Below are 25,072 nucleotides of genomic sequence, written 5' to 3'. Positions count from 1 at the left end.
CCCAGGGAGCGGCGCGCCGGAAGCTCACGGCACCATGCCCTCGACGCCGCACGGAGGAAGGGAAGGGCCTGCATGGATGCCATCACGTCGATCGCGCAGCGGGTGGCTGACATCGAAGCGACGTTCCGCACCGCGGAAGCCACCAGGACGCCGGTCGTCGCCGACTCCGGCGTGCGCTTCGACCAGGTCCTCAGCGCCGTGGTCGACGACTCGACCGCTGTCGGCCCTGCTCGCACGGTCGACGGCGTCCCCAGCGAGCTCGCGGCCTACGGCAACGGCAAGGTCCCGCGCACTGCTCTGCAGGAGGTCGGGACGACCGGCCATCGGCTCTGGGCGCCGGCCGGGCAGGCGCTCGAGTCCCTCATGGCCGCCGCGGCCCGTGACGGTGTCCAGATCGGCATCACGGACTCGTACCGGTCCTACGAGGCGCAGGTCGACGTCGCCCAGCGCAAGGGCCTCTACACCCAAGGGGGCCTTGCGGCCGAGCCGGGAACCAGCGCCCACGGGTGGGGCCTCGCGGTCGACCTGGGCCTGGACGCCAAGGCGCAGGCCTGGATGCGGACCAACGGCGAGCGCTTCGGTTTCGTCGAGGACACGCCCCGCGAACCGTGGCACTGGGTGTACCGCGCCTGAGCGCACGAGGGCCCCGCGATCGACACGTCGAGCGGCCGGTGTGCAGAAACGACGAAGCGGACCTGGTTTCCCTGGTCCGCTCTGCCGTTCGCTGTCTCAACGAGTGTCCGGAGGGGGACTTGAACCCCCACGCCCGATAAAGGGCACTAGCACCTCAAGCTAGCGCGTCTGCCATTCCGCCACCCGGACGGGTGTCTCCGATGCTGCCACCGGGGTCTCGCACGACGAAGCGGACCTGGTTTCCCTGGTCCGCTCTGCCGTTCGCTGTCTCAACGAGTGTCCGGAGGGGGACTTGAACCCCCACGCCCGATAAAGGGCACTAGCACCTCAAGCTAGCGCGTCTGCCATTCCGCCACCCGGACAGGTGTCAGGTCCCGGCGTTCCCGCCGGGGGCCTTGCGGGGAAAAACATAACACGTTTCGGGCACCGAGCGTGCATCCGGCCCGTGGGGCAGACTGGGGAGCGTCCCTGGACCCGTCGCACCGGTCGGTGCAGGTCAGGGGTGGTTTCACCGGCGGACCGACAGCGGATGGGGTGCTCGTGGCTGAGGACAAGGACGCAGGACCCGACGACGTCACGGCGTCGAGCCCGGGGAGCGGGGCGGACCGCCCGGCGGCGTCCGTCAAGCACCTGGCGGGCCTGAGCCCGGCGGCCAAGAAGGTCGCGGGCGCACGCCGCAACCCCTCGGTCGTGGGGGTCGACGACTCGGTGCCGACATGGCTGCGCACGAGCGCTGGCTGGTCGTGGCGGATCCTGCTGCTGGTCGCGGCGGTCGGCCTGGTCTTCTACGCGACGGCCCAGGTGCAGATCGTCTTCATCGCGGTCTTCCTGGCTCTGGTCATCAGCTCCGTCCTGAACCCCGTGACCGACTGGTACGCCAAGATCATGCCGCGAGGACTCGCGACAGGGCTCGCGCTCCTCTCGGCCTTCCTGGTGCTGGGCGGTCTGCTGACGTACGTCGTCACCTCGGTCGCGGGCCAGTGGGAGAGCCTCGCCGGGCAGTTCAACACCGGCATCGAGAAGATCTTCGACTTCCTGGAGCACGGCCCGCTCCCCGTCACGATCACGTCCGACGACGTCGACACCTGGATCGAGAACGGCCGCAAGTGGATCACCGAGCACGGGGGAGACATCGCGAGCCAGGCCGCTGCGAGCGCCGGCTCGGTCTTCGAGGCGTTCGCGGTCCTCGCCCTCGCGATCTTCTGCACGGTCTTCTTCCTGGCTCGTGGCAAGGACATGTGGACGTGGTTCCTCAACCAGCTCCCGGCGCGCTCGCGCGAGACCTGGACGCTGGCCGGGGGCGCCGGGTGGTACACGTTCTCCGGCTACGCCCGGGGCACGGTCATCATCGCCCTCGCCGACGGGATCCTCGCGGCGATCGTCCTGGTCGTCCTCGGGGTGCCCCTCGCGGCGCCGCTCGCGGTCCTCGTGTTCATCGGTGCGTTCATCCCGCTCATCGGCGCCCCGGCGGCGATGGTCATCGCGATGGTCGTCGCGCTGGCGGCGAACGGCATCGTCAACGCGGCGCTCGTCGGCATCTTCATCGCCCTCATCGGCCAGTTCGAGGGACACATCCTGCAGCCCCTGGTCATGGGCAAGCAGGTCTCGTTGCACCCGGTCGTGGTCGCGCTCGCGGTGACGTCCGGGACGTTCATCGCGGGAATCCTCGGCGCCGTCGTGTCCGTGCCGCTGGTCGCGGTCGCGTGGGCGGTGTTCAGCAAGCTGCGTCGCAAGGACCCGCCCATGGAGAAGGAGATCCCCACGGCCAAGGAGATCGCGCTCTCCGGCAAGGAACGCTCCTCGAACGGCGGCTCGACCGGCAAGGACAAGGAGGCGACGGCCGACGCCTGAGGCGGGCCCCGCCGTCGGGCATGTGCCCGACGGCGCCGCGCACCCCGCGCACGTGGTCTCGCCTACTTGAGGCGGCGTCCCTCGGTCGCCCCGCGCCCGCGCGACGGCATCCGGACGAGCGGCGCAAATCGCTCGCCGCCGCACCCGGCGACCTGCCACAGTTCTCGCCATGACCACGAACCCCCGGGCGTCGAAGAACGCGGCGACCCGCCTGACCAAGACCCTGTGGAGCTGGGCCTCGATCCTCGACGACGGTGCGCGTGAGCAGGCCGAGCGCACGTCGACCATGCCGTTCGTCCACCCGCACCTGGCCCTCATGCCCGACGCCCACCTGGGCCTGGGCGCGACCGTCGGCTCGGTGATCCCGACGCTGCGCTCGATCATCCCCGCCGCGGTCGGCGTGGACATCGGCTGCGGCATGGTCGCCGTCCGTACCCGGTACACGGCCGCCGACATCGCGGGGACCGCGCTGCGCGACCTGCGGCTCGCGATCGAGAAGGCCGTGCCGACGAGCGCCGGCTCCTACAACCAGCGCCTGACCGACACCGCGACGGCCCGCGTCGCCGAGCTCGAGGCGCTCGCGGGCAAGGCCGGGTTCGACCCCGCGCGATACGCCGGGAACTGGCGCCTGCAGCTTGGGTCGCTGGGGTCCGGGAACCACTTCATCGAGGTCAGCCTCGACGAGGAGGACCGGGTCTGGTTCTTCCTCCACTCGGGGTCGCGCGGCGTGGGCAACAAGATCGCGCAGCACCACATCGCGGTCGCGCGCGAGCTCATGACCCGGTACTGGATCGACCTGCCGGACAAGGACCTCGCGTACCTCGTCGAGGGCACGGACGAGTTCTGGGCGTACATCCGTGAGCTGCGGTGGGCCCAGCACTTCGCCCTGCTCAACCGCGAGGAGATGATGGACCGCGTCGCGGCCGCGTTCGACACCTGGTCGGGGCTCGCCCCGGTCGACGAGGCCGAGCGCATCAACTGCCACCACAACTTCACCGAGCAGGAGCACCACTTCAGTAAGGACGTGTGGGTCTCGCGCAAGGGCGCGATCCGTGCCCGCGAGGGTGACCCAGGGCTCATCCCGGGGTCCATGGGCACGGCGTCCTACGTCGTCGTGGGCAAGGGGAACCCGCTCGCGCTCGACTCCGCGCCGCACGGTGCGGGGCGCGAGTACTCGCGGAGCAAGGCGCGCAAGACGTTCACGCACGACCAGCTCCGTGAGGCCATGGCCGGGATCGAGTACCGCGACACCGACGCGTTCATCGACGAGATCCCGGCGGCCTACAAGTCGATCGACCGGGTCATGCAGGACGCGGCGGACCTCGTCGAGGTCCGCCACACGTTGCGCCAGATCGTCAACGTCAAGGGCGACTGACCGGCCGCCCTGGGGTGCCGAGAACGAGGTTGAGGTCGTCTCCCGGTCGGGAATGACCTCAACCCCGTTCTCGGCACCAGGACGGGGGCCGACGGCGGAGCGCACCCCTCGACGAGGGTGCGCTCCCGGGGCCCTCGGCGCGCGCGATCGGCGTGCACGCGACACGCTGGCGGCATGAGGATCGGGATACCTGCCGAGGTCAAGAACAACGAGTACCGCGTCGCGCTGACCCCTGCGGGCGCCCATCATCTGGTCGCCGCCGGCCACGAGGTCCTCGTCCAGGCCGGTGCAGGGACCGGCTCGGCCATCTCCGACGAGGACTTCGCGTTCGCGGGCGCGCACGTCCTGGACACGGCCGAGGAGGTCTGGGGCCGGGCCGAGCTCGTGTGCAAGGTCAAGGAGCCCGTGCCGAGCGAGTACCCGCTGCTGCGCGACGACCTGCTGCTGTTCGCCTACCTCCACCTGGCCGCCGACCCCCTCGGCACGGCCGCGCTGCTCGACGCAGGGACCACCGCGGTCGCGTACGAGACCGCCCAGGCACCCGACGGCTCCCTGCCGCTCCTCGCTCCCATGAGCGAGGTGGCCGGGCGCATGGCGACCCAGGTCGGTGCGTACCACCTCATGCGGCCGGCGGGCGGATCGGGCGTGCTGCTCGGCGGCGTCCCCGGCAGCAGGCCGGGACGCGTCGTGATCCTCGGTGGCGGGACCGCCGGGCGGCACGCGGCTGAGATCGCGGTCGGCATGCGTGCCGAGGTCACGATCCTCGATCTGTCGCTGCCCGTGCTGCGCGCGCTCGACCAGGAGTTCGCGGGCCACTTGCGGACCGTCGCGTCGAGCGCGTACGCGATCGAGCAGGAGGTGCTCGCGGCCGACCTGGTGATCGGTGCGGTCCTCGTCGCAGGGGCCCGCGCTCCGCGCCTGGTGACGAACGACCTCGTGTCCCGCATGAAGCCCGGGTCGGTCCTCGTCGACATCGCCGTCGACCAGGGCGGCTGCTTCGAGGACTCCCGCCCCACCACGCACGACGACCCCACGTTCAGCGTGCACGGCTCCACGTTCTACTGCGTCGCGAACATGCCGGGTGCGGTCCCCGTGACCAGCACGCACGCCCTGACGAGCGCGACCCTGCCGTACCTCGCGCTCCTCGCGGACGGCGGGACGAGCGCGCTGCGCAGCGTCCCGCTGCTGCGCACCGGGCTGACGACCGTGGCCGGGACGCTCGTCAACGAGCAGGTCGCCGTCGCGCTCGGGCTGCCGTGGGCGCGGGTCGTGGACGTCCTGGGGGAGTAGCGCCGGTCGCTTCCCGAAATGCCCTGTCGACCCTCGCCATGCGGTGGCATGCTGTCCGGATGGAACCTTTCGTCCTCGCCAACGAACGCGTCCACCTCGCGATGCCCACCGCGGCCGACGTCGACCGCATCACCGCGCTCTGCCAGGGAGCGGAGATCGCCGCGTGGACCACGGTGCCCAGCCCCTACACGCGTGCGGACGCGGCGACCTTCATCGAGGACATCGTGCCCGAGGCGTGGCGCACGGGCCGCGGGAGCACGTGGGCGATCCGCCGCCCGGACGCCCCGGACGGACCCGCCCTCGGCATGGTCGGGATCACGCTCGACTCCTCGCCCACGCACGAACGATCGGCCGAGATCGGGTACTGGCTCGCGCCCGAGGCGCGCGGCGAGGGGCTCATGACGGAGGCCGCCCGCCTCGTGGTCGACTGGGCGTTCGACCCCGAGGGGCTGGGGCTGTCCCGCATGGTCTGGACCGCGTTCACGGGCAACTGGGCCTCGCGCCGCGTCGCGTGGCGCCTCGGGTTCCGGGTCGAGGGCACCGTACGGGGCCACGGCATCCAGCGAGGCACGCGTCGGGACGCGTGGATCGGGACGCTGCTCGCCGCCGACCCGCGCGAACCGGTCGAGCCGTGGCCGTCCGCCGAGGCAGGGGACCACGCGGGCCAGACGCGGGCACGCTGACCTCGCCGGGAATGATGTCGTGAGCCGGGCGCCCGCCGGGTGAAGATAGGACGCATGACGAGCACCCTCGACCCGGCCAACCCGTTCGCCGCGGCGTCCACCCTCCCGTACCAGCTCCCCGACTTCACGACGATCCGCGAGGAGCACTACCTCCCCGCCCTCCGCGCCGGCATGGAGGCCGAGCGCGCGGAGGTCGAGGAGATCGTCACCAACCCCGAGGCGCCCACGGTCGCCAACACGCTCGAGGCCCTCGAGTCCGCGGGCCAGCTCCTGACCCGCGCGGTCACGGCCTTCTACAACGTCGCGAGCGCCGACTCGACGCCCGGCCTCGAGGACATCGAGGAGACCGTCGCGCCCGAGCTGTCGGCGCACCACGACGCGATCTACATGGACGCCCGCCTCTACGGGCGCGTCCGTGCCCTCCAGGACGCCGTCGACGCCGGCGAGCTCACGCTCGAGGCCGACACCGCCTGGCTCCTGCACACCCTGCTGGTCGACTTCCGCCGGTCGGGCATCGAGCTCGACGCCGCGGACCAGGACCGCCTGCGCGACCTCAACGGGAAGCTGACCTCCCTCGAGGCCGCGTTCGGACGCAAGCTCCTCGCGGGCGCGAACGCCGCGAGCGTCCTGGTCGACGACGCCGCCGAGCTCGAGGGCCTGCCCGAGGACGCGGTCGCCGCGGCTGCCGCAGCCGCTGCGACGCGCGGGCACGAGGGCAAGTACCTCCTCGAGATGCAGCTGCCCACGCAGCAGGGCGTCATCGCGTCGCTCGCACGCCGCGAGACCCGTGAGCGCGTCCAGCAGGCGTCCGTGACGCGCGGCGCGACGGGCGACGACAACGACACGCGCCAGATCGTGCTCGACCTCGCGCGCCTGCGCGCCGAGCACGCCCGGCTCCTCGGGTACGACCACCACGCGGCCTACATCGCCGAGGACGCGACGGCCAAGACGACCGATGCCGTCAACGCGATGCTCTCTCGCCTGGCCCCGGCGGCCGTCGCGAACGCACGCCGCGAGGCCGGCGACCTCGAGGTCGCGCTCGCCCGCGAGGCCGGCGACGGCGCGGAGCTGCGTGCGTCCGACTGGGCGTACCTCGCCGAGCAGGTCCGCAAGGAGCGCTACTCGCTCGACGACGCCGCGCTGCGTCCCTACCTCGAGCTCGACCGCGTCGTGACCGACGGCGTGTTCAAGGCCGCGAACCTGCTCTACGGGATCTCGTTCACCGAGCGCACCGACCTCGTGGGCTACCACCCCGACGTCCGCGTGTTCGAGGTCTTCGACGGGCCGGTCGGCGAGCCCGACCAGGGCCTCGGGCTGTTCCTCGCGGACTTCTACACGCGTGAGTCCAAGCGGGGCGGCGCGTGGATGAACAACCTGGTCGACCAGAACCACCTGCTCGACCAGCCGCCCGTCGTCGTGAACAACCTCAACATCGTCAAGCCGCCGGCGGGTGAGCCCACGCTGCTCGTGTGGGACGAGGTCATCACGCTCTTCCACGAGTTCGGCCACGCGCTGCACGGCCTGTTCTCGGACGTGCGCTACCCGTCGCAGTCGGGCACCGAGGTGCCGCGCGACTTCGTGGAGTACCCCTCGCAGGTCAACGAGATGTGGGCCTGGGAGCCCACGATCCTCACGTCCTACGCGGTCCACCACGTCACGGGCGAGCCGATGCCGGCCGCGTGGGCCCGGACCATGCTCGCCTCGCGCCTGTTCAACGAGGGCTTCGGGACGACCGAGTACCTCGCGGCCGCGCTGCTCGACCAGGCCTGGCACCAGCTCGTCCCCGAGCAGGTCCCCACGAGCGTCGACGACGTCCTGCCGTTCGAGGCCGCTGCCCTCGACGCGGCCGGGGTCGCCTTCGCGCCCGTGCCGCCGCGCTACCGCACGACGTACTTCAACCACGTGTTCGGCGGCGGCTACTCGGCCGGCTACTACTCGTACATCTGGTCCGAGGTCCTCGACGCCGACACCGTGACGTGGTTCGAGGAGAACGGTGGCCTCAACCGGGCCAACGGCGACGCGTTCCGCAAGAAGCTGCTCGCGCGCGGCGGCTCGGTCGACCCCATGGTCGCGTTCGCGGACCTGCGTGGCCGCGACCCGGAGATCGCGCCGCTCCTGACGCGTCGCGGGCTCGACGCGTAGTCCCCGCTCCAGAGCGCTCCCGAGCGCCGAGGTGGACCCAGGTCCACCTCGGCGCTCGGCCGTCCGGGCCAGGGTCGGTTCAGGGCCAGGGTGGGGGACACTCCCGATGTGCCCGACGCCGGGCCCTCCCTAGCCTGGGGTGAGCCGCACCGGGCGTCCGCACGACAGCGGCGCCCGCCGGCCTTCGCACCACCGTCACCTTGGGAGCCTCGCACCGACATGACCGCCACCCCCGACGACGACACCGTCGCCCCCGCGACCACCGCCGAGGTGGAGGGTCCCGTCGGGCCTGCGCCACGCCGTCGGCGCCGCTGGGTCGTCGTCGTGGTGGTGCTCGTCGCCCTCGTCGCAGGCGGGATTGCCGGCGGCGTCGCCGTGGCCTTCTCGAACGGCGCGACCTCGACGGCCGGCGAGGTCGACTTCACACGGCCCCTCGCGATCCCGCCCCTCGCGGCCTCGACCGTCGAGGACGGGGTCCGGGTCTTCACGCTCGACATGCAGGAGGGCCAGACGGACCTGGGGCAGGGCGGCCTGACCCCGACGCTCGGCGTCAACGGCTCGTTCCTGGGCCCGACGCTGCGCGCCTCGCGCGGCGAGCAGGTCCGCATCGACGTCACGAACTCGATGACCGAGACCAGCACGCTGCACTGGCACGGCATGAAGCTGCCCGCGGTCATGGACGGCGGCCCGCACCAGCAGGTCGCGCCGGGGCAGACGTGGTCCCCGACCTGGACGATCGACCAGCCTGCGGCGACGCTCTGGTACCACCCGCACCTGCACGGGCGCACGGCCGACCACGTGTACCGCGGCCTGGCCGGCCTGTTCCTGCTCGACGAGCCCCCGGGGTCCCCCGAGGCCGCGGTCCAGGACGCGCTGCCGCACGTGTACGGCGTCGACGACGTCCCGCTCGTCGTCCAGGACAAGAAGTTCCACGCCGACGGCCGCCTCGACGACGCCGACCCGTTCCTGTCGAGCACGGGCGTGCGGGGCTCGGTGGTCCTCGTGAACGGCACCGCGAACCCCTACCTCGACGTCACGACCGAACGGGTCCGGCTGCGGATCCTCAACGGCTCCAACGCGCGCGTCTACGCCTTCGGGTTCGACGACGGCCGCGACTTTCAGGTGGTCGGCTCGGACGGCGGTCTCCTGGACCAGCCGGTCACGACCGATCGCCTCCAGCTCTCCCCGGGCGACCGCGCCGAGGTCGTGGTCGAGGTCTCGCCGGGGGAGCGGACCGTGCTGCGCAGCTTCCCGCAGGAGCTCGGCGCGAACCCCTTCACGGCGCGGTTCTCCGGCGGCGACGACACGCTCGACGTCCTCGAGCTGCGGGCCGCGGACGGGCTGGCGCCGTCGGCCCCCGTGCCGGCCGAGCTCGGGGACCACCTCCCCGTCGCGGACGAGTCCGCCGCGACCACGACCCGCCGCTTCGAGCTCTCCGGCACCTCGATCAACGACCAGGACATGGACCTGCGCCGTATCGACGAGGTCGTCGACGCCGGGGCGACCGAGGTCTGGGAGGTCACGGGGCTCGACGACACCCCGCACAACTTCCACGTCCACGACGCGCAGTTCCAGGTGCTCGACGTCTCGGGAACACCACCGCCCCTCGAGCTCCGCGGCTGGCAGGACACCGTCTACGTCCGTCCTGGCAAGGTCACCCGGCTCCTGGTCACGTTCGGCACGACCCCCGACGCCGACAGCCCCTACATGTTCCACTGCCACCTGCTCCGCCACGAGGACCAGGGGATGATGGGGCAGTTCGTGGTCGTGGACCCGTCGGCAGCCGCGGGGACGGCGGGGCGCCCCGCCCCGGGGGACCTGCTGCCGGGGGTGAGCGACGACGTCGGGCACGGGGACGGGCACACCGACGCCGCGCCGCGCGGTGGGACGGGGCCGCGGCTCCCCGCCCAGGGGAGCCAGGGCCACGCCGCGACCGGCAACCACGGCTGAGGTCCGACCACAGCCCGGTCGGACGGGTGCCCACGGGGCGAGACACCCCCCGAAAGCCCCGGAGCGTGCCGCGACAGCGGGTACCGTGTGGCCATGACGACCCATGCCCACCCCGCGAACCCGCCGCAGACCCACCCGACCGCCGAGCAGGAGGTCGCGCGCATCTGCCAGGACCTGCTGCGCATCGACACCTCGAACTTCGGGGACGGGTCGGGACCCGGCGAGCGAGCCGCGGCCGAGTACGTGATGGCCTCGCTCCACGAGGTCGGGCTGAGCCCTGAGCTGTTCGAGTCCGCGCCGGGGCGCGCGAGCGTCGTCGTGCGCCTGCCGGGGCAGGACCCCACGCGCCCCGCGCTCGTCCTGCACGGTCACCTCGACGTCGTGCCCGCCCAGGCCGCCGACTGGTCGGTCGACCCGTTCGCGGGCGAGGAGAAGGACGGGCTCCTGTGGGGGCGCGGCGCGGTCGACATGAAGGACATGGACGCGATGATCCTCGCGGTCGTGCGCCAGATGGTCCGCGAGGGGCGCAAGCCGGCCCGTGACGTCGTCGTCGCGTTCTTCGCCGACGAGGAGGCCGGCGGCACCTACGGTGCGAGCTGGGCCGTCGACCACCGCCCCGAGATCTTCGAGGGCGCGACCGAGGCCATCAGCGAGGTGGGCGGCTTCTCGGTCGACATCGACGGCAAGCGTGCCTACCTGCTCCAGACCGCCGAGAAGGGCATCGCCTGGCTGAAGCTCGTCGCCGACGGTCGCGCCGGGCACGGCTCGCAGGTCAACACCGACAACGCCGTGACGCACCTCGCGGCCGCGGTCGCGCGCATCGGGGCCTACCAGTGGCCCTACACGATCACCCCGACCGTCGACGCGCTGCTTCGTGGCGTCGCCGAGCTCACGGACCTGCCCTACGACCCCCGCGACGAGGCGAGCATCGACGCGCTCGTCGCGGCCCTCGGGCCCGCCTCGCGGTTCGTCGGCGCGACCGTGCGCCACACGTCCAACCCGACCCAGCTCGGCGCGGGCTACAAGGCCAACGTCATCCCTGGCCGGGCCGAGGCCGCGATCGACGCGCGCCTGCTCCCGGGCCACGAGGACGAGGGGTTCGCGGTCATCGAGGGCCTCGTGGGCGAGCACGTGCGCATCGAGCCCATCCACCGTGACATCTCGCTCGAGGTGCCTTTCGAGGGCGACCTGGTCGACGCCATGATCGCGTCCCTGCACGCCGAGGACCCCGGCGCGACGGTCCTGCCGTACACGCTCTCGGGCGGGACCGACAACAAGTCGCTCGCGCGCCTGGGCATCACGGGCTACGGGTTCGCCCCGCTCCAGCTCCCCGCGGACCTGGACTTCTCCGGGATGTTCCACGGTGTCGACGAGCGTGTGCCCGTCGAGTCCCTGAAGTTCGGCGTGCGCGTCCTGGACCGGCTCCTGCGGACCTGCTGACCTGCGGGCGCTCGACGCCTCAGAGCGTCGAGCGCACCCGCATGATCTTGCGGCGCAGCCACACGCGCCGCTCGCCGCCCACGTACAGCCGGGTGCGGTCGAGCTCCCAGCGTCCGTACTCGGCCTCGTCCGTCAGGAGGCGGACGGCGTCGTGGCGACTCACGGACCTGTCGATCGTGAGCACCCGGTACTCGTACTGGCTGCTGGGCTCGGTGCGGGCCACGCGCTGCGGGGGAGGAGTGCTTGCCATGTTCCACCGTCCTCGGGTCGGTCGTGAGCGGCGAGCCGTGAGCCGTACCTCACTCTCCCGCGCCGGGATTCCGAGTGCCATTGTGCCTCGGGCAGGGCTACCGTCAGGGTATGACCGCTGACCCGCGCGCCGCGCTCGACCGATTCATCGCGGCCCTCGAGGCCCACTACAACGCTGTCGCCGCGCGCCGGGGCGAGGACGATCCCGCGGTCGACGACGCCTACTACGTCCTCGCGGACGCCTACGAGGTCTACGACGAGGCGCTCGCGCAGGTCCACGGCGAGGCCACACCGTTCTACCTCGCGGAGGACGACGACGAGGACGACGAGGACTCGGACGACGAGGACGACGACGAGCGGGAGGGCGGCTCGGACGACGACCGGCTCGACGAGGAGTTCGACGAGGTCGACCTCCACGACGGCGTCAGCCGCTGACCTCCCGCAGGGGTAGCGCTACCAACGCTCGGGGTAGCCGAACGAGAGGGCGCTGACGTCGTCGAGCGCGTGGTGGACGGCGTCGGGCAGCTCGAGGTCGCTCGCCGCGAGCGAGGCCCGCAGCTGCGACGGGGTCCGGGCGCCGACGATCGCGCTCGAGACCCCCGGCCGCTCCAGGAGCCAGGCCAGCGCCACGTCGAGCGGTGCGCGCCCCAGGCCGTTCGCGGCCGTCACGACGGCCTCGACGATGCCCGACGACGGGCCGTCCAGGTAGGGCTGGACGAACCCGGCCAGGTGCGAGGACGCCCCGCGCGAGTCCGCGGGCAGCGAGCTGCGGTACTTGCCCGTGAGCACGCCCCGACCCAGCGGTGACCACGCGAGGACCCCGAAGCCCATCTCGGTGGCGGCGGGCACGACGTCGCGCTCGATCCCGCGCTGCAGCAGCGAGTACTCGAGCTCCACCGCACTGAGCCCGACGTCGCCGCGCGCGTCGAGCGTCGCGGCCGCCCGCGCGGCGGCCCACCCGGGGTGGTTGGACAGACCCACGTAGCGGGCGCGCCCGGTCGTCACGGCAAGTCGCAGGGCCGAGAGCGTCTCGTCGAAGGGCGTCCGAGGGTCCGGGGTGTGCACCAGGAAGAGGTCGACGTGGTCGGTCCCGAGGCGCGCGAGCGAGGCGTCGAGCGAGTCGAGGAGCGCGCCGCGGGACGCGTCGACGGTGTTGCCGTCGGCGGTCGTGCGGATCCCGGCCTTGGTGCACAGCAGCACGTCGTTGCGGTCGACCTTGCCCGCGGCGAGGAGCGAGCCGATCATCGACTCGCTCGCGCCGCCGCCGTAGGAGGCCGCGGTGTCCACCAGGTTGCCGCCGGCGTCGACGAAGTCCCGGAGCTGCTCCGCCGCGTCGATCTCGTCGGTGTCCCGACCCCACGCCATGGTCCCGAGACCCAGCGGCGAGACGCGAAGGCCGGTGCGGCCGAGCTGACGAAGTTCCATGCGCGGCAGGTTACCGGCGAAGAGGGCGCGATGCCCGGAGACGTGGCGTGGTCGGGAGGGTGAGGTCCGTCGCTCTGGCCCGCGCGGGCGGGTCCCCAGGTGTCCGGCGGGCGTCCCGCGCGGGGCCGCGTGGTGTCCGCCGGGCGACGCCCAGGTGACGCTTTCCCCGATCCGGCCTGTCCGGCCGGGCCTGGGCTCGTGGCGCCGGTATCGTGCCCTTCGTGAATGCGTGGGATGCCGTCCTTCTCGGCCTCGTCCAGGGCCTGACCGAGTTCTTGCCCGTCTCCTCGAGCGCGCACCTGCGCATCGTGGGTGAGCTGATCGGTTCGTCGGACCCTGGGGCGGCCTTCACGGCGATCACCCAGATCGGTACCGAGACCGCGGTCCTGCTGTACTTCCGGCGGGACATCGCGACGATCTGTCGCGCCTGGTGGCGAGCGGTGCGCGGCGAGAACGGCACCGACTGGCGCGCCCGGATGGGCAAGGGCGACCACCACGCCGCCATGGCCTGGTTCATCGCCCTGGGCTCGATCCCGATCGTGGTCCTCGGCCTGCTGTTCCAGGACGCGATCGAGGCCTCGCTGCGCAACCTGTACATCACGGCGTTCATGCTCGCCGCGTTCGCGCTGCTGCTCGGGCTCGCGGACCGGGTCGGGGCCAAGAAGAGGACGCTCGACGAGCTGACCCCGCGCCAGGCCGTCGGGTTCGGGCTGGCGCAGGCGCTCGCCCTGGTCCCCGGCGTCTCCCGGTCCGGCGGGACCATCACCGCGGGCCTGCTCATGGGCTTCACACGGGAGGCTGCCGCGCGCTACTCGTTCCTGCTCGCGATCCCCGCGGTCCTCGGCTCGGGGTTCTACCAGCTCGCGAAGTCGGTCGCGTCGGGCCCCGTGCCCGGCTCGCCCGGCTTCGGGGCGACCCTGATCGCGACGCTCGTGGCGTTCGTCGTCGGGTACCTCGTGATCATCGCGTTCCTGAAGATCGTCTCGACGTTCAGCTACACGCCGTTCGTGATCTACCGGCTGGTACTCGCGGGCGTCGTGATCCTGCTGCTCACGTTCGGCGTCCTGCAGCCGCTCGCCTGACCCGCGCCGCCCGCCGCCGAGGGGGCGGGCGCCCGCTACATCCAGCCGACCTTCTTGAACGCCCCGTAGAGCCCGAAGCAGCCGACCACCATGATCGCGAGCGCCATCGGGTAGCCGAGCGACCAGTGCAGCTCGGGGATGTGGTCGAAGTTCATGCCGTAGATGCCGCCGACGATCGTGGGGAACACGAGGATCGCGGCCCAGGCGCTGATCTTGCGCATGTCCTCGTTCTGGCGCACCGAGACCTGTGACAGGTGCACCGAGAGCATGTCGGACAGCAGGTCGTCGTGCGCGTCGAGGTGGCGGTCGATGCGCTCGACCGTCGAGACCAGGCGGTCCATGAGTCGCTTGTCGAACGTGATGCGCGACCGGGCGCTGCCCGACACGAGCTCGGGCAGCTCGGCCGTGATGGGCAGCAGGGCCCGCCGGGCCTCGGTGATCTCGCGCTTGAGGTCGTAGATGGGCAGGACGGGGTCGGTGTGCCGCCGGGGTTCGAACACGATCTTCTCGACCTCGGCGACCGCGTCGCCCAGGGCCAGCTCGACGTCGGAGGCCGTCGCCACGAGCGCGAACAGGGCCTCGCCCGCCAGGTGCTGGACGCCCTTGCCGCGCCCGTGCGACGGGCCGGTCAGGTGCTCGCGCATCCGGTCGTGGACGCCCCCGGAACCCTTCTCGACCGTCACGACGACGTCCGGTCCGACGAGGATGCAGAAGCTGCCCGTGCTGACCTGCCGGTCGTCCTCGGAGAAGGCCAGGGTCGGGGTCACGACCAGCAGCCAGTCCATGCCGATGTGCTCGACGTGCGCCAAGGGGTGCTTGACGTGCCGCACGTGCACGGGCAGGTGCCCTCGCCCCCACTGCGTGCTCAGGCCCACTCCGAGGGCCTCTGCGGCCTCCACGAAGTCGTCGAGCGTGCGGACCTCGTACCAGCGCGCCCCGGTCTCCTGGTCGGCCGTTCCCGGAGCGCCGGAGTCCGCGAGGCCGGTCGTCCCCGGGCGCCCGTCGACCGGTCGCACGCGCCCGTCGGCCCCCTCGACCCACAGCTCCTTGTAGCGCGTCGGCGCCGTGCGCAGCTTCTCGTGGGCGTCCGGCTCGGAGGATCGGGGGTCGGGGGGACGTGTGGGTTCGGTCACCCCTGCATTCTTGCCCGACGCCGCAGGCACGCCACCCAGGACGGGCTCGCGGCGCCGTCGGGCGGGCTGGGGGGGCCACGCGCGACGACCGTCGAGGAGGCCGGGGCCGTTCGCGGCTAAGGTTGTCGCGTGCACAGCTGGCCCATGCCTCAGATCCCGTCCCTGCCCGGTCGAGGACTCCCGATCCGGGTGCACGACAGCACCACCGGGGAGCTCGTCGTCGCCGCGGAGGGGGACACCGCGACCATGTACGTCTGCGGGATCACCCCGTACGACGCGACCCACATCGGGCACGCCGCGACCTACGTCGCGTTCGACCTCCTGGGCCGCGCCTGGCGCGACTCCGGGCACGACGTCACCTACGCGTCCAACGTGACCGACGTCGACGACCCGCTGCTCGAGCGCGCGACCGCGACAGGCGTCGACTGGTGGGACCTCGCCGTCGAGCAGACCGCCCTGCTCGCCGAGGACATGACCGCGCTCGGCGTCGTGCCCCCGGACGTGTACCGCGGCGCGGTCGAGGCGATCCCCGACGTCGTTCAGGCCGTCGAGGCCCTCATCGAGGACGGGTTCGCGTACCGCGTACCCGTCGAGCCCGGAGCAGGCGGCGACACCCCGGAGCTCGGCGACGTGTACGCCGACCTCAGCGCCGACGCGCGCTTCGGCGCCGTGTCGCGGTTCAGCCGCGAGGACATGCTGCGCCTGTTCGGCGAGCGCGGTGGAGACCCCGAGCGCGACGGCAAGAAGGACCCGCTCGACCCGCTGCTGTGGCGTCGCGAGCGCACGGGCGAGCCCACCTGGGACGGCGCGAGCCTCGGCACCGGGCGCCCCGGCTGGCACATCGAGTGCGCCGTCATCGCGCGCGACGGCCTGGGCCTGCCCTTCGACATCCAGGGCGGGGGAGCGGACCTGCTCTTCCCCCACCACGAGATGTCGACCTCGCACGACCGCCTGCTCGACCACGGGTTCGGGGCGCGCAACCACGTCCACGCGGGCCTCGTCGCCTACCAGGGCGAGAAGATGAGCAAGTCGCGCGGGAACCTCGTGTTCGTCTCGCGGCTGCGCGCCACGGGCGTCGACCCCATGGCCATCCGCCTGGCCCTGCTCGCCCACCACTACCGCTCCGAGTGGGAGTGGACCGACGCCGACCTCCCCGCTGCCGTCGAGCGCCTCGAGCGGTGGCGCTCCGCGGTCTCGGGCAACGGCGGCCCCGACGCCGACGCGACCCTCGCGGCGGTGCGCGCGGCGCTCGCGGACGACCTCGACGCCCCCACCGCGCTCGCCGCGGTCGACGCGTGGGCCGACGTCTCGCTCGCCGACGGGCGCGACACCTCTGCCGACACCGAGGGCGCGCCCGGCGTGATCTCGCGCGCGGTCAACGCGCTGCTCGGCGTGCGGCTCTAGTCCAGGCGCTCCGCCGCCCTCCGCTCGACCGCCCGCGCACGACGACGGCCCGCGGCCCCTCTGGGAGGGGGTCGCGGGCCGTTCGTCGTGCAGGGCCGGGGGCCCGGCAGGGTCGGGCCCGCGATACTCAGGCGAGCGGGCCGCCCGTGCCGTCGTCTCGGCGCTTGAGGTAGCGCTCGAACTCGCGCGCGATGGCCTCACCGCTCGCCTCGGGCAGCTCGGCCGTGTCCTTCGCCTCCTCGAGCTGGTGGACGTACTCCGCGATCTCCTCGTCCTCGGCCGCGAGCTCGTCGACGCCCGCCTGCCACGCCTCGGCCTCCTCCGGGAGGTCGCCCAGAGGGATCGGGTCGGACAGCAGCTCCTCGACCCGGGACAGGATCGCGATCGTCGCCTTGGGCGACGGCGGGTTCGCGACGTAGTGCGGCACCGCCGCCCACAACGACACGGACTGCATGCCCCGCTCCGCGGCGGCGTGCTGGAGGACGCCCACGATCCCCGTCGGCCCCTCGTAGGAGTTGGGCTCGACGTCGAGGACCGCGCGCAGCCCCGCGCTCTCGGACGTCGCGGTCATGGGGATGGGCCGCGTGTGGGGGACGTCGGCGAGCAGCGCGCCCAACGTCACGACCGTGGTCACGCCCTCACGCTCCGCGAGGTCCAACAGCTCGCGGCAGTACCGGCGCCAACGCATCGAGGGCTCGATGCCATGGACCAGCAGGACACGGCGCCCGCTGCCGGGGACGGTCGCGGACACGATCGTCGTCGCAGGCCACGTGATCTCGCGGCGGCCGTTCTCGTCGGTGCCGACGACCGGGCGGATGACCTGGAAGTCGTGGTACTCCTCGGGGTCCAGCTCCGCGAGGTCCTGGGCGTCCCAGAGGTCGTGCAGGTGCAGGAGCGCCGCGGTCGCGGCACTGCCTGCGTCGTTCCATCCCTCGAAAGCGGCGAGCATGACCGTCTGGCGGTGCTCGGCCGGCTCGGCCGGGAGTGTCGGCTCGGGCAGGTCGGCCGGGTCGAGCGGTTCCCTGGTCTCGTTCATCGTCCCAGCCTAGGCTGCCGCGCCGCTGGTCATCGCGCGGGGCGAGAACGCCGACGAGTCCGCCGCCTCCTGCGAGCGGTCGCCGCCGCCGTCGGCCCCGGTGCGACGACGACGCGGGCAGTGTCAGGTGCTCGGGAGACGGCCCGGTGTATCAGGCTGCTCGGTGCATCCTTCCCTAGTGATCGAAGGGTCCGGGTGGGCGAGCCGTGCGCCGAGCGCGAGGACGATCGCTGCGCGGTCCGACCGGCGGGGAAGTGGGTGCCACGATGGCGGACAGGGCTGGCGGTCCACGGGTTGCCGGGCGACGCCGCGCACGCGGCCCCCGCACCGAGGGCGAGGACGAAGCTGACGGTGGCGTCGGGTCTCAGGGTCTCTCTCGCTGGTGGGACAAGCCGGTGTCACGCATCGGCGCCGCTCTGGCGCTCGTCGCCGCGGTGCTCGGGCTGGTGGCGGCCTGGCCTCAGACGTGGTGGCCGCGCCAGGTGCCCGCGTTGGCCGTGAACGTCGTCGCCGACCAGGGGGCGGCGTTGTGGGTCGCGAACGAGCCGCCCGTGATGCCCACGAGCCTGCCGTCCGCCGACGGACCGGCCGGATGTGGTTCCGCAGCCCGGCACGAATGGGCGAAGGGCGCGGGAGCTGCGCCGTTCGTGATCTCCTCGGTGACCGCGTTCCTCACGGCGCTGCGCACGGAGACCACGGTGGTCCTCACGGGAGCGACTCCAGAGGTCAGGCCGCTGTCGGGCGAGTTCGACACCGGCATCCTCCTGTGCCCGGACGAGGAGTGGTTCGCCGTCGGCGGGGGAGAGACGTACCAACGCGTCCTGTCTCTCGACGTCAGCGCGGCAACTCCGACCGTCGAGATCTGGGACCCGGAGTCCGGTGCGAGCGTCGATCGACTGTCGCTGTACCTGACCAGCGGGGAGGCCGCAGAGCTGGTCCTGTCCGCCAAGGCGGAGACCGTCGACGGTGTCGGGCAGGGGTGGGAGTGGGCGGTGAACCTGCACGTCATCGTGAACGGCGAGGAGGAGGTCCTCAGGATCCCCGACGAGGGGTACTTCAAGGTCGCGGTCCTCAGCGAAGAGGGCGAGCTCTGGACCGACGCCGCGCTGCCGCACACCTGCAGCCTGGAGGATGCCGACGCGGACGTCGGAGACGGGTGGTGCTGACGCGCCGGTGGGAGTGCGCTCGTGCCAGCTAGGGTGGCAGGACGGCCACGAACCGTTTCCCCGAAGCATGGAGTACTCGTTGAACCCCCTGGAATCACCCGATCTCGCACGCCCCGACACCGCCTCCCGTGAGGCGTTGGTCCTGCCGCAGGCCGTCCTGTGGGACATGGACGGCACCCTCGTCGACACCGAGCCCTACTGGATCGCCGCCGAGCACGAGCTCGTCGAGGCCCACGGGGGCACGTGGTCCCACGAGCAGGCGATGCAGATGGTGGGCAACGCGCTGCCGGAGTCGGCGCGCGTCCTGCAGGCCGCCGGGGTCGACCTGTCGTCGGAGCAGATCATCGACTTCCTCATCTCACGCGTGATCGAGCAGGTACGGGTCGAGGTCCCGTGGCAGCCGGGGGCTCTGGCGCTGCTCGCCGAGCTGAGCGAGCACGGCGTGCCGTGCGCGCTCGTGACGATGTCCTACCGCGCCCTGGCCGAGCCGGTCGTCGAGCTGGCGCCGCCCGGGTCGTTCGTGACGCTCGTGTGCGGTGACGACGTCACGCACGGCAAGCCGCACCCCGAGCCGTACCTGCTCGCCGCCGAGCGCTTGGGCGTGGACGTGACGCGCTGCGTCGCGATCGAGGACTCGCCCACGGGTATCGCCTCGGCCCGGGCGGCGGGGGCGGCGACGCTGGGCGTCGAGGCGGTCGTGCCCGTCCCGGTGCTGCCCGGGCTCAGCCGGACGCCGTCGCTGGCCCGCCTGGACGTCGACGGGCTCGCGCGCATCCTCGCGGGCGACGTGATCGACCTGTTCCAGGACTGACGCCGAGGCGCGGAGGACGCGGGGGCCGGGCCGACCGGGCGACGCGTCCTACGACGCCACGGCCTCCGGCGCAATGCCGAGGGCGAGCTCGACCGCGCCCTCGGGGATCTCCGGAGGCGTCCCGCCGAACTGCGGGCACACGGCCTGGTGCGCGCACCACCCGCACAGCGGGGTCCGGCGCGGGGTCCACTGCCCGGTGCGCGCGGCCTGCGTGATGGTCGACCAGAGCGTGCGCACCTGCTCCTCGACCGCGAGGAGGTCCGCCTCCTGCGGCTCGGCGCGCAGCACCTGGCCGTCGCCCAGGTAGACGAGCTGGAGCATCTTGGGGATCTCTCCCCGCTCGCGCCACAGCACGAGGCCGTAGAAGCGCATCTGGAACAGGGCAGACCCCTGGTACTGCGGGCGGGGCGACTTGCCCGTCTTGTAGTCCACGACCCGCATCGCCCCGGTCGGGGCGACGTCGAGCCGGTCCACGATGCCGCGCAGCAGCGGGCCGTCCTCGAGCTGGGTCTCGACGAACATCTCGCGCTCGGCAGGCTCGAGGCGGTTGGGGTCCTCGAGCGTGAAGTACGTGCCCAGGAGGTTCCCCGCGCCGTCGAGCCAGGCCTGCACCCCGCCGTCGGCCCCCGCGCCACCGGCGAAAAGCTCCGCGTACCGCGGCTCGGCCTCCTGCAGCCGCTCCCACTCGCCGGGCAGCATGGCCTGCGCGGCCGCGAGGGTGCGCTCGCCCAGCGGGGCGTCGTACAGGCGCTCGAGCACCGAGTGGACCAGGGTGCCGCGCGCGGCGGCCGAGCTGGGGGGCTCGGGCAGCTTGTCGATCACCCGGAAGCGGAAGAGCAGAGGGCACTGCATGAAGTCGTTGGCGCGCGACGGCGAGAGGGCGGGCCGGCGGCGCTCGCGGGGCGCGTGGCCCAGGAGCTCGGCGGTCTCGACGGACTCGAGCGGCTCCGCGGCGTCGGCGGGCCCACCGGGGACGGCAGGTCCGTCGGGCGGGGTGCCGGAGCCGGCGAGGTCGGGGGCGAGGGACGTCATGCGTCGAGCCTACGTGTCGACTCCCACACGCCCACCACGCTCCACAGCCCAGGTCCGGCCAAGGTGCCCGACATAGGGTGTCGACGTGGAGACCACCCCGGCACCGGCACGTCGCGCCCCCCGAGACCCGCAGCTCACGAAGGGCTGGACCATCGGTCGGGTGTCGGGTGCCCCCGTCATCCTGACCCCGTCCTGGTTCCTGGCCGCGGCCGTGCTGACGTTCCTGTTCGTCCCCACCGTGCGCAGCTTCGCGCCGCACCTCGGCAGCAGCGAGGTCTACCTGGTCTCCTTCGTCTTCGTGCTGCTGCTGTTCGTCTCGGTGTTCCTGCACGAGGTCGCGCACGCCGTGGTCGCGAAGGCTCGGGGGCACCAGGTCACGGAGCTCGCCGTGACGCTGTGGGGCGGCCACACCGCGTACTCGGGTGCGTCGAAGCGCCCGCTCGACGGCATCCTCGTCTCGGTCGTCGGCCCGCTCACGAACCTTCTCCTCGCAGCCGTGTGCTGGCTCGTCTTCCAGGTGCAGCCGACCATGACGATCCCCGCCCTGCTGCTGTACGCGGCGGCGTTCTCGAACGCGTTCGTGGGGATCTTCAACCTTCTGCCCGGCCTGCCGCTCGACGGCGGCCAGATCCTCGAGTCCGCGGTCTGGGCCGCGACGGGTTCCCGGACCACGGGCACGATCGTCGCGGGCTGGGTCGGGCGCGTCGTAGCCGTCGGGGTCGTGCTCTGGGCGCTCGCGTGGCCGCCGCTCAACGGGTATCAGGTGTCCTTGTTCACGGTCGCGTGGGCTGCGCTGATCGGCGCCTTCCTGTGGTCGGGTGCCGGGGCGGCGATCAAGAACGGCCGCACGCGCGCGGCCGTCGCGGACCTGTCGGTCGCGGCGCTCGCGTACCCGGCCGTCGCGGTGCCCGTGACCAGCACGGTGGCCGACGCCGTCGCGTCGGCCCAACGTGCCGGCGCCGGCCACGTCGTGCTCGTCGAGACGGACGGCCACCCCGTGGCCTTCGCGGACCCCGCGGCCGTCGCCGCGGTGCCGCCGGCGCAGGCGCCGCTGACCCCGGTCGGGGCGGTCGCCGTCGGGCTGCCTCCCACCGCGTGGGTCGACGTGCACCTGCGCGGCCAGGCCATGCTCGACGCCGTCGCCGCGGTGACCCGTGACGCACCGGTGATCGTCGTGACCGACGGCGGTCGCGTCGTCGGGCTCCTGGACGTCACCCGGGTCGTCGCGGCGCTCAAGGGGACCCGCGGGCGCTGACCCGTCACCGGGCCGCGTCCGAGGGCGGGGCAGCCCGTCCCGCCCGACTAGGATGGTCGCCCGTGACCCACGACCCCGCGCACGACGCCTCCGCCCTGCCCGTCCCGGCCGACGACGCCGCCACGCAGGCCCCCACGCCGACCGGCGCCGACGTGCGCCGCGGACCGCTGCGCCTGGGGGACAAGGTCCAGCTCACCGACCCGCGCGGGCGCCTGCACACCATCACGCTCGCGACGGGCGCCACGTTCCACACGCACCGCGGCTACCTCGCGCACGAGGACCTCGTGGGGCTGCCCGAGGGGTCGGTCGTGCGCAACACCGCGGGCATCGAGTACCTCGCGCTGCGCCCGCTGCTCGCCGACTACGTGCTCTCGATGCCGCGCGGCGCGGCCGTGGTCTACCCCAAGGACGCGGGCCAGATCGTCGCGATGGCCGACATCTACCCCGGTGCGCGCGTCGTCGAGGCGGGCGTGGGCTCGGGCGCGCTGACCATGTCGCTGCTGCGCGCCGTCGGCGACCAGGGCACGGTCCACTCGATCGAGCGCCGTGAGGACTTCGCGGCGATCGCGCGCGGGAACGTCGAGCTGTTCTTCGGCGGGGAGCACCCCGCGTGGGAGCTGTCCGTCGGCGACCTGTCCGACGTCCTGCCGCAGGTCGCGGAGAAGGGCTCGATCGACCGCGTCGTGCTCGACATGCTCGCGCCGTGGGAGAACCTCGACGCCGTGGCCGACGCGCTCGCACCCGGTGGGGTCCTCATCTGCTACGTCGCGACCGCCACCCAGCTCTCGCGCCTGGCCGAGGACCTGCGTTCCGACGGCCGGTACGCCGAGCCGTCGGCGTGGGAGTCGCTCGTGCGCGGCTGGCACCTCGAGGGGCTCGCGGTCCGCCCGCAGCACCGCATGGTCGGGCACACGGGCTTCCTGCTCACGGCGCGCCGCCTCGCGGACGGCACGGTCGCGCCCCTGCGCAAGCGTCGCCCTGCGAAGGGGTCCTACCCGGTGGCCGAGGAGTGGACGCCCGAGGACCTGGGCGAGCGGTCGGTCTCCGACAAGCGCGTGCGCCGCGTGCGCCGCGACGTCGGCCAGGGCCCCCAGCTCGACCCGCGCACGGGCCAGCCGCTCGAGCCGGTCGACGCCGCGGACGGCGTCGACGAGCCGCTGGCGGACCCCGCGGCCTCGGCCGAGGACACCCGGGACGTTTCGGGCGCCGTCGACAACGATTGAGGAACGGCCGTCTCAGCCCGGGTGTTCTGGCAGCGCTCGCGAGAGACTTGTGCGTAAGGTCGTGCCTCGATCACCGGGTTGCCGGGGGTCGGTGACGCACCGGTGACGGGGTCGACCGCACGACCTCCTGACGGTGCCTGCGAGAGGGAGAAGCCGGATGACCGACACACCTGGACTGACACCTGGACAGACCCCGAGCCGTGACGCGGAGCGCCAGCAGGCGATCCTGTCCGCGAAGAACGAGCGGCTCGCCGAGGCCCTGCGGGCCGCGCGGGACCAGATCATCGACCTCAAGCGGCAGATCGACGAGCTCGCCAAGCCGCCGGGCACGTACGCGCTGTTCCTCGGTGCGCACCCCGACGGCACGGTCGACGTGTCCGCGGCGGGCCGCAAGATGCACGTCGGGGCGAGTCCGGGCCTGGACGTGTCGCGGTTGGCGCCGGGCCAGGAGGTCAAGCTCAACGAGGCCATGACGGTCGTGGCCGCGGGCGGGTACGAGCAGGTCGGCGAGCTCGTGACGGTCAAGGAGCTCCTGGGCTCCGACCGTGCGCTGGTCGTCGGGCGCTCCGACGAGGAGCGCGTCGTGCGCCTCGCGGGCTCGCTCGCCGACGCGCCTCTGCGCGTCGGGGACTCCCTGACGATCGACACGCGCAGCGGCTTCGTGTTCGAGATCGTGCCCAAGTCCGAGGTCGAGGAGCTCGTCCTCGAAGAGGTTCCCGACATCGACTACTCGGACATCGGTGGCCTGGGGCCGCAGATCGAGCAGATCCGTGACGCGGTCGAGCTGCCGTTCAGCCACCCGGACCTGTTCCGTGAGCACGGGCTGCGCCCGCCCAAGGGCGTCCTGCTGTACGGGCCCCCCGGGTGCGGCAAGACGCTCATCGCCAAGGCCGTCGCGAACTCGCTCGCGCACACCGTCGCCAAGGCGCGCGCCGCCGCGGGCGAGCTCGCGGGGGAGACGGTCGTCTCGGACCCCCAGGGCGCCAAGAGCTACTTCCTCAACGTCAAGGGGCCCGAGCTTCTCAACAAGTACGTCGGGGAGACCGAGCGACACATCCGGCTCATCTTCGCGCGCGCCCGGGAGAAGGCCTCGCAGGGCACCCCGGTCGTGGTGTTCTTCGACGAGATGGAGTCGCTGTTCCGCACGCGCGGCACGGGGCTGTCGTCCGACGTCGAGACGACGATCGTCCCGCAGCTCCTGAGCGAGATCGACGGCGTCGAACGCCTCGACAACGTCATCGTCATCGGCGCCTCCAACCGCGAGGACATGATCGACCCCGCGATCCTGCGGCCCGGGCGGCTCGACGTGAAGATCAAGATCGAGCGCCCCGACGCCGAGGGAGCCAAGGAGATCTTCGCGAAGTACCTGACCACGGACCTGCCGATCCACGCCGACGACCTGGCCGAGCACGGCGGGAGCCCGCAGGAGGCCCTCGACGCGATGATCACGAGCGTCGTCGAGCGCATGTACTCCGAGGAGGACGAGAACCAGTTCCTCGAGGTCACGTACGCGAGCGGCGACAAGGAGGTCCTGTACTTCAAGGACTTCAACTCGGGCGCCATGATCCAGAACGTCGTGGACCGCGCCAAGAAGTCCGCGATCAAGGACCTCCTGGCGACCGGTCAGCGCGGCATCCGGGTCGAGCACCTGCTCGCGGCGTGCGTCGACGAGTTCAAGGAGAACGAGGACCTGCCGAACACGACCAACCCCGACGACTGGGCGCGGATCTCCGGCAAGAAGGGCGAGCGCATCGTCTTCATCCGCACGATCGTCCAGAAGAAGGGCGACGGGGCGGGCGCGGTCGCGCGCACGATCGACACCGTGACCAACACGGGGCAGTACCTCTAGGCACCTGCAGGCACAGGGGCCGCGCGAGGCGCCGCACCACACG

General features: G+C 72.5%; 21 protein-coding genes and 2 tRNA genes. 16 read left to right on the top strand and 7 right to left on the bottom strand.

The window, feature by feature from the left end; all coding sequences use genetic code 11:
* Positions 1–72: 72 nt before the first annotated feature.
* Entirely contained in the window at positions 73–633 is a 561-nt protein-coding gene (locus WFH32_RS16825; RefSeq protein ID WP_191796005.1) for a M15 family metallopeptidase, read from the top strand.
* A 104-nt stretch (positions 634–737) separates the two neighbouring features.
* Here WFH32_RS16825 and WFH32_RS16820 read toward each other — a convergent pair.
* Positions 738–822, bottom strand: a tRNA-Leu gene (locus WFH32_RS16820).
* An 88-nt stretch (positions 823–910) separates the two neighbouring features.
* Positions 911–995, bottom strand: a tRNA-Leu gene (locus tag WFH32_RS16815).
* 277 nt (positions 996–1,272) lie between these two features.
* On the opposite strand from WFH32_RS16815, the gene WFH32_RS16810 reads away from it, so the two are divergent.
* The 7 genes from WFH32_RS16810 to WFH32_RS16780 all read left to right on the top strand — a co-directional run bounded on the left by WFH32_RS16810 (position 1,273) and on the right by WFH32_RS16780 (position 11,364).
* The gene (locus tag WFH32_RS16810; protein WP_225228014.1) at positions 1,273–2,484 is read left to right on the top strand and encodes an AI-2E family transporter; all 1,212 of its coding nucleotides are present in this window, start codon (positions 1,273–1,275) and stop codon (positions 2,482–2,484) included.
* Between the two features lie 169 nt (positions 2,485–2,653).
* The gene (locus WFH32_RS16805; RefSeq protein WP_336708463.1) at positions 2,654–3,859 is read left to right on the top strand and encodes an RtcB family protein; all 1,206 of its coding nucleotides are present in this window, start codon (positions 2,654–2,656) and stop codon (positions 3,857–3,859) included.
* A 174-nt stretch (positions 3,860–4,033) separates the two neighbouring features.
* Positions 4,034–5,149, top strand: coding sequence for an alanine dehydrogenase (gene ald / locus WFH32_RS16800; protein ID WP_336708462.1), 1,116 nt, complete (start codon positions 4,034–4,036; stop codon positions 5,147–5,149).
* Between the two features lie 59 nt (positions 5,150–5,208).
* A complete protein-coding gene (locus WFH32_RS16795; RefSeq protein ID WP_336708460.1) occupies positions 5,209–5,832 on the top strand; it encodes a GNAT family N-acetyltransferase in 624 nt (207 codons plus the stop codon).
* Between the two features lie 54 nt (positions 5,833–5,886).
* Positions 5,887–7,974: a M3 family metallopeptidase gene (locus tag WFH32_RS16790; protein WP_336708458.1), complete on the top strand. Its 2,088-nt coding sequence runs from the start codon at positions 5,887–5,889 to the stop codon at positions 7,972–7,974.
* Between the two features lie 219 nt (positions 7,975–8,193).
* Positions 8,194–9,924, top strand: coding sequence for a multicopper oxidase family protein (locus WFH32_RS16785; protein ID WP_336708456.1), 1,731 nt, complete (start codon positions 8,194–8,196; stop codon positions 9,922–9,924).
* A 93-nt stretch (positions 9,925–10,017) separates the two neighbouring features.
* Positions 10,018–11,364, top strand: coding sequence for a M20/M25/M40 family metallo-hydrolase (locus WFH32_RS16780; protein ID WP_138824586.1), 1,347 nt, complete (start codon positions 10,018–10,020; stop codon positions 11,362–11,364).
* 19 nt (positions 11,365–11,383) lie between these two features.
* On the opposite strand, the gene WFH32_RS16775 is transcribed toward WFH32_RS16780, so the two are convergent.
* Positions 11,384–11,614, bottom strand: a complete 231-nt coding sequence (locus tag WFH32_RS16775; RefSeq protein WP_138824585.1) for a DUF5703 family protein — start codon at positions 11,612–11,614, stop codon at positions 11,384–11,386.
* Positions 11,615–11,724: 110 nt separating this feature from the next.
* On the opposite strand from WFH32_RS16775, the gene WFH32_RS16770 reads away from it, so the two are divergent.
* Entirely contained in the window at positions 11,725–12,048 is a 324-nt protein-coding gene (locus tag WFH32_RS16770) for a primosomal protein (RefSeq protein ID WP_336708454.1), read from the top strand.
* 18 nt (positions 12,049–12,066) lie between these two features.
* On the opposite strand, the gene WFH32_RS16765 is transcribed toward WFH32_RS16770, so the two are convergent.
* Entirely contained in the window at positions 12,067–13,038 is a 972-nt protein-coding gene (locus WFH32_RS16765; RefSeq protein ID WP_336708453.1) for an aldo/keto reductase, read from the bottom strand.
* Positions 13,039–13,259: 221 nt separating this feature from the next.
* Here WFH32_RS16765 and WFH32_RS16760 point away from each other — a divergent pair, with 221 nt between their 5' ends.
* Positions 13,260–14,120: an undecaprenyl-diphosphate phosphatase gene (locus WFH32_RS16760; protein ID WP_191795997.1), complete on the top strand. Its 861-nt coding sequence runs from the start codon at positions 13,260–13,262 to the stop codon at positions 14,118–14,120.
* 35 nt (positions 14,121–14,155) lie between these two features.
* Here WFH32_RS16760 and WFH32_RS16755 read toward each other — a convergent pair whose 3' ends face one another.
* Positions 14,156–15,253 (bottom strand): CorA family divalent cation transporter, encoded by a 1,098-nt coding sequence (locus WFH32_RS16755; RefSeq protein WP_336708452.1) that lies wholly within the window; start codon positions 15,251–15,253, stop codon positions 14,156–14,158.
* A gap of 129 nt (positions 15,254–15,382) precedes the next feature.
* Between WFH32_RS16755 and mshC the strand changes: the two genes are divergently transcribed.
* Positions 15,383–16,657: a cysteine--1-D-myo-inosityl 2-amino-2-deoxy-alpha-D-glucopyranoside ligase gene (mshC, locus tag WFH32_RS16750; protein ID WP_138824581.1), complete on the top strand. Its 1,275-nt coding sequence runs from the start codon at positions 15,383–15,385 to the stop codon at positions 16,655–16,657.
* A gap of 127 nt (positions 16,658–16,784) precedes the next feature.
* Here the strand turns inward: mshC and WFH32_RS16745 are convergent, their stop codons facing one another.
* Positions 16,785–17,693, bottom strand: coding sequence for a PAC2 family protein (locus WFH32_RS16745; RefSeq protein ID WP_138824580.1), 909 nt, complete (start codon positions 17,691–17,693; stop codon positions 16,785–16,787).
* 395 nt (positions 17,694–18,088) lie between these two features.
* Between WFH32_RS16745 and WFH32_RS16740 the strand changes: the two genes are divergently transcribed.
* On the top strand, positions 18,089–18,859 hold the full coding sequence (locus WFH32_RS16740; RefSeq protein WP_191795995.1) for a hypothetical protein: 771 nt from the start codon (positions 18,089–18,091) through the stop codon (positions 18,857–18,859).
* 79 nt (positions 18,860–18,938) lie between these two features.
* Positions 18,939–19,670: an HAD family hydrolase gene (locus tag WFH32_RS16735; protein WP_336708451.1), complete on the top strand. Its 732-nt coding sequence runs from the start codon at positions 18,939–18,941 to the stop codon at positions 19,668–19,670.
* 48 nt (positions 19,671–19,718) lie between these two features.
* Here the strand turns inward: WFH32_RS16735 and WFH32_RS16730 are convergent, their stop codons facing one another.
* Positions 19,719–20,702, bottom strand: coding sequence for a RecB family exonuclease (locus WFH32_RS16730; protein ID WP_336708450.1), 984 nt, complete (start codon positions 20,700–20,702; stop codon positions 19,719–19,721).
* 85 nt (positions 20,703–20,787) lie between these two features.
* Here WFH32_RS16730 and WFH32_RS16725 point away from each other — a divergent pair, with 85 nt between their 5' ends.
* The 3 genes from WFH32_RS16725 (at position 20,788) to arc (ending at position 25,029) form a co-directional block, all read left to right on the top strand.
* The gene (locus WFH32_RS16725; protein ID WP_191795992.1) at positions 20,788–21,957 is read left to right on the top strand and encodes a site-2 protease family protein; all 1,170 of its coding nucleotides are present in this window, start codon (positions 20,788–20,790) and stop codon (positions 21,955–21,957) included.
* 173 nt (positions 21,958–22,130) lie between these two features.
* Positions 22,131–23,180: a tRNA (adenine-N1)-methyltransferase gene (locus WFH32_RS16720; RefSeq protein ID WP_442946351.1), complete on the top strand. Its 1,050-nt coding sequence runs from the start codon at positions 22,131–22,133 to the stop codon at positions 23,178–23,180.
* Between the two features lie 157 nt (positions 23,181–23,337).
* Positions 23,338–25,029, top strand: coding sequence for a proteasome ATPase (arc, locus tag WFH32_RS16715; RefSeq protein ID WP_336708449.1), 1,692 nt, complete (start codon positions 23,338–23,340; stop codon positions 25,027–25,029).
* The last annotated feature ends 43 nt before the right edge of the window (positions 25,030–25,072 follow it).

The sequence above is a fragment of the Oerskovia sp. USHLN155 genome, assembly GCF_037145535.1.
Lineage (GTDB): Bacteria > Actinomycetota > Actinomycetes > Actinomycetales > Cellulomonadaceae > Oerskovia > Oerskovia rustica.
This window is presented reverse-complemented; position numbering and strand designations above follow the sequence as displayed.